The organism is Myxococcus llanfairpwllgwyngyllgogerychwyrndrobwllllantysiliogogogochensis (assembly GCF_006636215.1).
GTDB lineage: Bacteria > Myxococcota > Myxococcia > Myxococcales > Myxococcaceae > Myxococcus > Myxococcus llanfairpwllgwyngyllgogerychwyrndrobwllllantysiliogogogochensis.
On record NZ_VIFM01000141.1, the window covers coordinates 18,817 to 28,402 of the forward strand.

Genomic DNA, 9,586 nt, shown 5'->3' on the forward strand with positions numbered 1-9,586 from the left:
GAGGGGTGGCAAGTCTGTAAAATTTCGACGGTGGTTCCGATACGAGGGCACCGCTGCTAGCCTGGGTGGGAGTCGACCCTGTACCCCCCACCTGGACTTGCTTCATGACCCACACGGTCGACGCGACGGCCCTCGCGAACCGCTCGTCGGACATCTTCGACACGCATCAATCTGCCCTCCACCGCCGCACGGACCGGATGTTCGCCGTGCTGATGGGACTTCAATGGTTGGGGGCGCTCCTCACCGCGCTCGTCTTGTCGCCACGGACGTGGGCGGGGACCTCGAGTGAAGTGCACCCGCATGTCTGGGCGGCTGGAGTGCTCGGACTCGTGGTGGCAAGCCTCCCGGTGTCACTGAGCCTGCTGCGTCCTGGGGGCGTGTCCACGCGCTTCTCCATCGCGGTGGCGCAAGCGTTGACGTCAGGGCTGTTGATCCACATCACCGATGGCCGCATCGAGACGCACTTCCACATCTTCGGCTCGCTGGCCTTCCTGGCCGTCTACCGGGACGTGCGCGTGCTGCTCATCTACTCGGGCGTGGTGGTGGTGGACCACCTTGCGCGCGGGCTGTTCTGGCCGCAATCGGTGTTCGGCTCGGACCTGGTGAGCGTGTGGCGTCCGCTGGAGCACGCGGGCTGGGTGGTGTTCGAGAACGTGTTCCTCATCCTGACGTGCCTGAGCGGACGAAGGGACTTGCGGGAGCTGGCGTCGCGGCAGGCACGGCTGGAGCTGGCGCAGGGGGAAATCCAGGCGAGGGTGGTGGAGCCGCTGATGGACTCCGCTCGGGAGCTGACCGAGGCGATGCTCTCCCTGACCATCACCACCGAGGACCAGCGCCGGATGCTGTCGCGGCAGGCGCAGGCGCTGTCCGAGACCCAGGTGACGGCGACGGAGATTCAGCGCACGTCGGAGGAGACCTCGCGGCAGGCGGAGGTCATCATGGAGTCCACCACCCAGGCGGGCGATGCGGGCACCACGGCCCAGGCGATGATTGGCAAGAGCATGCTGGGACTGGAGGGCATCCGGTCGCAGGCGTCGGAGCTGTCGGGACAGCTCGAGAAACTGGGCGCGCGGGCCCGCAAGCTCAACGACATCGCCGCCACGGTGAAGGACCTGGCGGACCAGTCCAACATGGTGGCCGTCAACGCCGCGATTGAGGCCGCGCGCTCGGGGGAGACGGGCCGGGGGTTCGCGGTGGTCGCCACCGAGATGCGTCGGCTGGCGCGCCAGTCCCAGCAGGCCACGGGCGAGGTGCGCGTCATCCTCGACGAAACGATGAAGTCCATCCAGGCGGTGATGACCGCGAGCAAGCGGGGCTCCGAGCGGATGTCGATGGACCTGGAAGTGGTGCGCGAGTCCGGCGAGAGCCTTCGCGGCCTCACCTCGATGATGGAGAACAGCACCGACAGCGTGCGCCGCATCTCCGCGGCGGTGGGCCAGCAGGCGGCGGGCGTCTCGCAGCTCTTCGGCGCCGTGAATGACCTGTCCGCGATGATGACGGAAACCCTGGGCCGCTTGGATTCCGCCGCCTCCGCCACCGTTGCCCTCCAGTCCGTCACCGACCGGGTGCAACGGGTCATCCAGACCTATCAGCCCGAGTCACACCGCCCCTCCTGAGCCCTCGGGCCCAGGGTCGGACTTCACTCCGAGTAATCATACTCGGAGTGCGCCTCGCCGGATTCCCGGAGGGGCGGACCCGGTGGCCCGCCCCCTGTCGTTTCAACGGTCGCTGATCATCGACGCCAGCTTCTCCTGGAGGCCCAGGTGGCCTGCCGCGGACTCCAGCATTCGGCGCTCCTTGCGGTCGATGCGGCCATCCACCAGGGCAATCTCGACGATGTTGCGCAGGAAGACCTCCGCCTCGGGGCTGCCCCGGGCGACCAGTCGCTCGAAGAGCTGCGGCCCCGCGTTGAGGGCCATCTCCACCTGAGACCACTCGACGTCCCAGCGCTCGGCGCACAGCTTCAGCAGCCGACGCTCGGCGGGAGTCACGGTGCCGTCGGAGGCGGCGATGGCGGCCATCATGTAGAGCAGCCGATGCCGTTCCTGGACATCCAGCACCGCGTCCGTGCCGCTCCCCGACGAGGCCACCGCGGGCGCACCGTTTGACGGCCGGGCCACCGGCGCGCGGGCAGGCGGCGCCCGATAGCTGCTCGCACCCTCGCGGACATTCCACGCCTCGAAGGGCAGCGCGGACGAGAGCACCCAGTCCCGCTCGCCGTTGGCGAGCTGCGTGCCGCAGAACTCGCATGCGGTGGCGGCGCTGTCGGTGAGCGGCGCGTTGCACTGAGGGCAGCGGTCCGTGGACACGCCGTTCGCGGTGTTCGTCCGCGCGCCATGCTTGCGCACCAGCGTGAAGACGAAGCGCTGGGGCAGGGTGGGGATCTGCGGAGGACGCTCGTTGACGGGGCCCACGCCCATGCGCGCGCTCCAGCGGATCTCCACGTGCGCGCGGTCATACCCTCGCGGGTCCACCTCCAGCAGCCGCACATCCACCGAGCCCACCGCGCACTCCAGGAACACCCTCCGCCGGCCCTGGCGACGCAAACCGTCCAGTTCGGAGTTCAGCGTCCCGAGTGCATCCGGCGTGGCCACCTTGGACAGGCCGTTCGTGTCGCCCCGGCTCTGTGCGTCGATCCACTTCCAGAACAGCAGCGACGCGCGATCCTCCAGGACCTCCAGGTTGAGTGCAGGGTCGTCCTGCCGCGCCTGCAGCAGCCCGTCCACCGTCCGGTGGTAGCGCGAGTGCTCCACGCCCTGCGTTATCTCCGTGAGCGTCCAGTCGTAGTTGCCGGAGTTCACCACCGCGTTGCAGAACTCGCAGCGGTTGGCCGCGCCGCCCTTGTACGGAGCGCCGCAGTTGGGGCACTTGCCCTGGAACAGGTCCGCGCCGATGCGCGTCTGCACGCCCGGCTTGCGCACGAAGGTCCACACCTCCGTGAAGGTCTCCATCCGAGCCCTGCGCGCGGCCTCGACCGCCTGCGCATCCGTGTCGTTCGCGGACACATCCGTGTCCCGCATCCGCGCCTGGACGCGGACCTGGATGCTGTCGAACCACTCGCTCTGCTCCAGGCCGATGAGCTGGACGTCGAGCACCTCGATGTCGGTGATGGCATCGCGCACGCCCTGCGCATCCAGCAGCTTGAGCTGCACGCCGAAGCGCTGCCACGTCGCGTCCGAAAGGAAGGGCCGCACCGGCGTCATGTCGCGGCGGAACCAGGCTTGCTGCAGGTCCATGAACAGCCGGCGCACCTTGCCGAGCACGGGCTCCAGTTCGAACGCGGGGTCCTTCAGCTTGAGCGCGTTGACCCAGCCGGACACGTCGCGCGAAGTCACCTGGGTGCGCTGGTCCGCCTCGTACTGGTCCAACGCCTTGCGCGTGGTGGCCGTCGGGTGGAGGTTGCGCTTGTAGAGCCAGTACCCGACGCCGCAGATGACCAGCAGCGGAATCATCACCTTCGGGTAGCGGAACACCAGGCGGAACGCCTCGAAGAGGATCCAGATGGGGATCCCATCGCCACCGCCGTCGCGGTCGGAGGAAGGACGCGTGTAGTGCTCGCCACCACCGCCCCGGGCCAGGGCGTCCAGGGGAACGAGGGCCAGGGCCACCAGGGCAAGGGCCGAGGGCCACCAGGGGGCCCACGGGGCGAGCTGTCGGAGCACGGTGCGCGGCGAAGGCATGAGGGGATGCTAACCGTTTCCGCCTTGCCAGACCCGCCTTCCCGCCGCACTCTGCCGCGTCCCAGAGCGGCCCGCCGGGCGGGCCCTGGAAGGGGAGCGGATATGCCGGAATTCAAGGTCGACGCACGCGGTGCCATCGAGATCTGGACCATCGACGGCGAGGGCCGCCGCAACGCCATCAGCCGCGCCATGCTCCAGGAGCTGGGCGCGCTCGTCGCTCGGGTTTCCTCGGGGCACCAGGTCCGCGCGGTCGTCATCACCGGCGCGGGCGACAAGGCCTTCTGCGCGGGCGCGGACCTCAAGGAGCGCGCGGGCATGGCCGAGGACGAGGTGCGCGCGTTCCTCGACGGGCTGCGCAAGACGTTCCGCGCGATTGAAAAGAGCGACTGCGTCTTCATCGCCGCCATCAACGGCGCGGCCTTCGGTGGAGGCACCGAGCTGGCGCTCGCGTGTGATTTGCGCGTGGCGGCCCCGGCGGCCGAGCTGGGGCTCACCGAGGTGAAGCTGGGCATCATCCCCGGAGGCGGCGGCACGCAGCGGCTGGCGCGACTGGTGGGCCCGGGGCGCGCCAAGGACCTCATCCTCACCGCCCGGCGCCTCAACGCGGCGGAGGCCTTCGCCGTGGGACTGGTGAACCGGCTCGCGCCCGAAGGGCACCTCCTGGAAGTGGCGCACGGCCTCGCGGAGTCGGTGGTGGACAACGCCCCCATCGCGGTGGCCACGGCGAAGCACGCCATCGACGAGGGCACGGGCCTGGAGCTGGACGACGCGCTCGCGCTGGAGCTGCGCAAGTACGAAGAGGTCCTCAAGACGGAGGACCGGCTCGAGGGCCTGCGCGCCTTCGCGGAGAAGCGTCCCCCCGTCTTCAAGGGGCGATGAGAAACACACGAAGGGCGGCGGCCCGCGACTCGCGGACCCCGCCCTCGTGACCCTGGTCGGGTCGGACCCTCGCGAACGAGTGGCCCGCGCGACGAGGAACTCTCCAGCTAGGCGCTGGCGCTCTTCTCCGGCGCCAGGCCGATGTTCTGCTTGTTCATGTAGCCCATGGCCTTGTCCTTCACCTGGCTGCGCAGGTCGTCGCCCGTCTTCGGGGTGAGCAGCAGGGCCGCCACGCCGCCCGCCACCGCGCCGATGAGGAACAGGCCCAGGCTGCCCAGTCCGGCGCGTCCCGGCTTGTAGGTCGTCAGGCCCACGTGCCGCAGCGCATCATCCGGCTCGAAGTCGTCCCAGCGATTCCGGGCGACGCGGGGAAGCTCGTCGAGGAGCTTGTGCGCCATCCACTTGCGGTACAGCTCGCTCTTGGCCAAACCCTTCGCCGTCCACTTCGCCTTCTTCTTCGCGAACATGCATCCCTCCTGGGCCAGTGTTGGTCGGGGACGCGCCGCGCCGCGGAGCGTCTCCTTCGAGCTTTGAAGGTAGGCAGGGGAGCCCGTGCCGCCACCCCCCGGACCCTGGGGTTCGCTCGGCGCGTCATCGGCTGGACGACAGGGTGCGTCGAGCCCTCGGTGAGAGAGCAGCCAGCCGTGGACCTTTCTGCTATGTCGCCCGGGCCATGTCCCAAGACACGAAACTGCTCGAGAAGATCGCCCAGGTGGAGAAGGGTGGCGCGCCGAAGTACCACGCGAAGAACCAGGAGGCCGGCAAGCTGTTCGCGCGGGAGCGCATCCGCCTGCTGGTCGACGAAGGCTCCTTCGTCGAGGACGCGAAGCTCGCCAACAACCTGGACGGGGAGCTGCCCTCGGATGGCGTCGTCATCGGCCTGGGCAAGGTGGCCGGACGCACGGTGGCCATCATGGCCAACGACTCCACGGTGAAGGCCGGCAGCTGGGGCGCCCGCACGGTGGAGAAGATCCTCCGCATCCAGGAGACCGCCCGCTCGCTGCGCTGCCCGCTGCTCTACCTGGTGGACTCCGCGGGAGCCCGCATCACCGACCAGGTGGAGATGTTCCCCGGTCGCCGGGGCGCCGGCCGCATCTTCTACAACGAGGTGCACATGTCCGGGGACGTGCCCCAGGTGTGTCTGCTCTTCGGACCTTCCGCCGCCGGTGGCGCGTACATCCCCGCGTTCTGCGACCTGGTCATCATGGTGGACGGCAACGCCTCCATGTACCTGGGCAGCCCGCGCATGGCGGAGATGGTGATTGGCGAGAAGGTGACGCTCGAAGAGATGGGCGGCGCGAAGATGCACTGCTCCATCTCCGGCTGTGGCGACGTGCTGGTGAAGACGGAGCAGGAGGCCATCGCCGCGGCGAAGAACTACCTGAGCTACTTCCCGGAGAACTGCAGCCAGCTGCCGCCGCGCGCGGAGTCCAAGGCGCCCAAGGCCAGCGGGAAGAAGGTCGAGGAGATCGTCCCCGTCGACCAGAACAAGCCCTTCGACATGCACGCCCTCATCACCGAGCTCATCGACGAGGGGAGCTGGTTCGAGGTGAAGAAGCTCTTCGCCCAGGAACTCATCACCGGCCTTGCCCGCATCGACGGTCGTCCGGTGGGCATCATCGCCAACCAGCCCAAGTACAAGGGCGGCGTGCTCTTCGTGGACAGCGCGGACAAGGCGGCCCGGTTCATCTGGCTGTGTGACGCCTTCAACATTCCGCTGCTCTACATGGCGGACGTGCCGGGCTTCATGATTGGCACCAAGGTGGAGCGCGCGGGCATCATCCGCTCCGGCGCGAAGATGATCTCCGCGGTGTCCGAGGCCAGCGTGCCCCGCATCTGCCTCGTCGTGCGCAAGGCGTACGGCGCCGGTCTCTACGCCATGAGCGGCCCGGGCTTCGCGCCGGAGGCCACCCTGGCGCTGCCCGGGGCGATGATCGCCGTCATGGGCCCGGAGGCGGCCGTCAACGCCGTCTACTACAACAAGATTCAAGAGCTGCCCGAGGCCGAGCGCCCCGCCTACGTCCAGAAGCTGCGCGACGAGTACAAGGCGGACGTGGACATCTACAAGCTGGCCAGCGAGCTGGTCATCGATGACATCGTCCCCGGTGAGCGCCTGCGTCACGAGCTGACCCAGCGCTACGGGCTGTACGCCTCGCGCCAGACGCCTCGTGCCGAAAAGAAGCACGGCGTCTATCCCGTTTGAGTAGAGAATCTTGCCCTACCCGGAAGGCCCGCTGCCTTCCGGGACCCTTTGCTATAGATCCTCCCGACCATGGACTTTGAACTCCCCGAAAGTCATCGCGCCCTCCAGTCCTCCCTCCGCGACTTCTGCGAGCGCCAGGTGAAGCCCTTCGCCGGCCAGTGGGACAAGGAGGAGAAGTTCCCGATGGAAGTCGTCCGGGAGCTGGGCCAGCTCGGCGTCATGGGCATCCTCGTCTCGGAGAAGTACGGCGGGGCGGACATGGACTCGCTCGCCGTGGCCGTGGCCGTGGAGGAGATCGCCCGCTACGACGGCTCGCTCGCCCTCACGGTGGCCAGCCACAACGGCCTGGGCACCAGCCACCTGCGCGTCTTCGGCAACGAGACGCAGCACGCGAAGTACCTGCCCAAGCTCGCCTCCGCGGAGGCCCTGGGTGCGTGGGGCCTGACGGAGCCCGGGTCCGGCTCGGACGCCTCCGGCATGAAGACGACCGCGGTGCGCCAGGGCAAGAACTGGGTGCTCAACGGCACCAAGATGTTCATCACCCAGGGCACCGTGGGCGACGTCTTCGTCGTGCTCGCGGTGACGTCTCCGGAAAAGCGCCAGAAGGGCGTCACCGCGTTCCTCCTGGAGAAGGGGATGCCCGGGTTCAGCCAGCGCGCCATCCACGGCAAGCTGGGCATGCGCTCGTCGGACACGGCGGAGCTGGTGCTGGAGAACGTGGAGGTCCCCGACGAGAACCGCGTCGGCGAGGTCGACCACGGCTTCATCGACACGATGAAGATCCTCGACAAGGGCCGCATCACCATCGGCGCGCTGGCGGTGGGCCTGGCCCGGGGCGCGCTGGAGGAGTCGGTGCGCTACTCCAAGGATCGCACCGCCTTCGGCCAGCCCATCTCCGAGTTCCAGGCCCTGCGCTGGATGATGGCGGACATGAAGACGGAGACGGACGCGGCGCGGCTGCTCGTCCACCGCGCGGCGCGAATGGCCGATGCGGGCCAGCCGTACTCCAAGGAAGCCTCCATGGCGAAGCTGTTCGCCTCCGAGGTCGCCATGCGCGCGGCCTCCAAGGCGGTGCAGATCCACGGAGGCTATGGCTACACCCGCGAATTCCCCGTCGAGCGCTACCTCCGCGACGCCAAATTGTGTGAAATTGGAGAGGGAACGAGCGAGATCCAACGCACCATCATCGCGAGAGAGACCTTCAAAGGGGCTTGATGGATACGGCACGGCTGGAGGGACTCGGGCTTCAAGTACGTGAGGATGTGGCCGGCATCGAAGCGGTGCTGGACCTGGAGTCGTCTCCTCTCGTCAATCCCGTGACCAAGGCGTTCATCGCCGAGGTGACCTTCCAGGTGATGGGGGACCGGCTCATCCCCATCTCCCCGGCGGCGGTGGTGGGGCTCGCGCCCATCCTCGTCGGCGCCCTCAGCGACGTGGCGGATATCGAAGCGCTGCTGTCGGACGCCTTCAACGAGCACATCTTCCATGTCCAGCGTCGCTCGGCGGAGCTCCAGGTCCTGGGGCTGGTGCCGCGGGTGGACCAGGACACCCTGGAGCTGACCACCGAGGTGGTGGAGGGCGACCTCTCCGTCCTGCTCGCCGCGGACCGCCTGGGCAACTTCCGCATCGCCCGCGCCCAGCGGGACGCGGGTGAGGTCTCCGGTGGGGCGGGGCACACGCTGGAGCTGTCGGAGTTCCGCGAGCGCGCCGCGCTGACGGGGTATCTGGCGGCGCTGCTGGGTGAGCCGGCGAGCCGTCCGCAGCCTTCGCCCGCGGGCGCGGGGCTGGTGCGTTTTTCAGACATCGTGGAGAAGTTTGGCGCGGAGTCGTTGGTTCCGCCCCGGAGCAGCCTGGAGCTGCTGGCGCAGTTGCAGGTGGAGGGCCGGCCGTATCGCTTCGCCGCCGCGAGGGTGGCGGGACGCACCTTCCGGGGCCTGCTGGCGGGGGCTCAGGGCAAGGTGTGGGCGGGCCGGTTCGAGCTGGATGAATTCCCGGGCATTGTCCGGATGGTGGCGGCGCTGCTGAAAGTTCGTCCCGAAGCCGTGAGGCTGGTCGGACCGGACGCGCCTCAGGAGTGAAAGACGTCCGTGGAGAAGCTGACTGTGTCGGAGCGGGTGGAGGCCCTGGAGAAGCGCCTGGGCCTGGGGTTCTCGCGCAGGGAGATCGCGCTCGAGGCCCTGACCCACAAGACCTACGTCAATGAGACGCGGGACAAGGACCTCAAGGACAACCAGCGGTTGGAGTTCCTGGGCGATTCGGTGGTGAACCTGGCCGTCAGCCACCGGCTGATGGAGCGCTTCCCGGGCATGCCCGAAGGCGACCTCACGAAGATGCGCGCGCGCATCGTCAACGAGGACGGCCTGGCCCGGGTGGCCCGCACCATCCCCCTGGGAGACCTGCTGCTCCTGGGCCGGGGCGAGCTCCTGTCGGGCGGCCGCGAGAAGAACTCAGTGCTGGCGGACGCGCTCGAGGCCGTCTTCGGCGCCGTCTACCTCTGCGCGGGCCTGGAGCCCGCCGTGGCCCTGGTGGACCGGTGCTTCGCGGAGCTGCTGGACGAGGTCTCCAGCGGCCAGGGGAGGCTGGACTACAAGACGCTCCTCCAGGAGATGGCCCACGAGAAGCTCAAGCTGTCGCCTCGCTACCGCGTGATTTCGGAGGCGGGCCCGGAGCACTCGAAGGTGTTCGAGGTGGAGGTGACGCTGGGCGACGCGCCCTTCGCCCGGGCCTCCGGCCGCAGCAAGAAGGAAGCGGAGCAGTGCGCGGCTCAGGCCACCCTGGAGCGCATCAAGCAGGACGCCGCCGCCGCCAGCGCCGCCCCTCCGCC

At 68.8% G+C, this 9,586-nt stretch carries 8 protein-coding genes; 6 read left to right on the forward strand and 2 right to left on the reverse strand.

Annotation, left to right across the window (positions count from 1 at the left end; genetic code table 11):
- Positions 1-104 precede the first annotated feature (104 nt).
- Entirely contained in the window at positions 105-1,616 is a 1,512-nt protein-coding gene (locus tag FJV41_RS29320; protein ID WP_141645875.1) for a methyl-accepting chemotaxis protein, read from the forward strand.
- A gap of 102 nt (positions 1,617-1,718) precedes the next feature.
- Here the strand turns inward: FJV41_RS29320 and FJV41_RS29325 are convergent, their stop codons facing one another.
- On the reverse strand, positions 1,719-3,680 hold the full coding sequence (locus tag FJV41_RS29325; RefSeq protein WP_141645876.1) for a TIM44-like domain-containing protein: 1,962 nt from the start codon (positions 3,678-3,680) through the stop codon (positions 1,719-1,721).
- A 102-nt stretch (positions 3,681-3,782) separates the two neighbouring features.
- On the opposite strand from FJV41_RS29325, the gene FJV41_RS29330 reads away from it, so the two are divergent.
- Positions 3,783-4,559: an enoyl-CoA hydratase-related protein gene (locus tag FJV41_RS29330; RefSeq protein ID WP_141645877.1), complete on the forward strand. Its 777-nt coding sequence runs from the start codon at positions 3,783-3,785 to the stop codon at positions 4,557-4,559.
- Positions 4,560-4,666: 107 nt separating this feature from the next.
- Here FJV41_RS29330 and FJV41_RS29335 read toward each other — a convergent pair whose 3' ends face one another.
- Positions 4,667-5,026, reverse strand: coding sequence for a YtxH domain-containing protein (locus FJV41_RS29335; RefSeq protein ID WP_141645878.1), 360 nt, complete (start codon positions 5,024-5,026; stop codon positions 4,667-4,669).
- 206 nt (positions 5,027-5,232) lie between these two features.
- Here FJV41_RS29335 and FJV41_RS29340 point away from each other — a divergent pair, with 206 nt between their 5' ends.
- From FJV41_RS29340 to rnc, 4 genes are all read left to right on the forward strand, one after another.
- Positions 5,233-6,762, forward strand: a complete 1,530-nt coding sequence (locus tag FJV41_RS29340) for an acyl-CoA carboxylase subunit beta (protein ID WP_141645879.1) — start codon at positions 5,233-5,235, stop codon at positions 6,760-6,762.
- Positions 6,763-6,831: 69 nt separating this feature from the next.
- Entirely contained in the window at positions 6,832-7,977 is a 1,146-nt protein-coding gene (locus tag FJV41_RS29345; RefSeq protein WP_141645880.1) for an acyl-CoA dehydrogenase family protein, read from the forward strand.
- Positions 7,977-8,840: a hypothetical protein gene (locus FJV41_RS29350; RefSeq protein WP_174455499.1), complete on the forward strand. Its 864-nt coding sequence runs from the start codon at positions 7,977-7,979 to the stop codon at positions 8,838-8,840. The genes FJV41_RS29345 and FJV41_RS29350 overlap by 1 nt, the downstream gene beginning before the upstream one ends.
- Before the next feature lie 9 nt (positions 8,841-8,849).
- Positions 8,850-9,586, forward strand: a 737-nt coding sequence (gene rnc / locus FJV41_RS29355) for a ribonuclease III (protein WP_141645882.1), incomplete at its 3' end; no start/stop codon positions are given.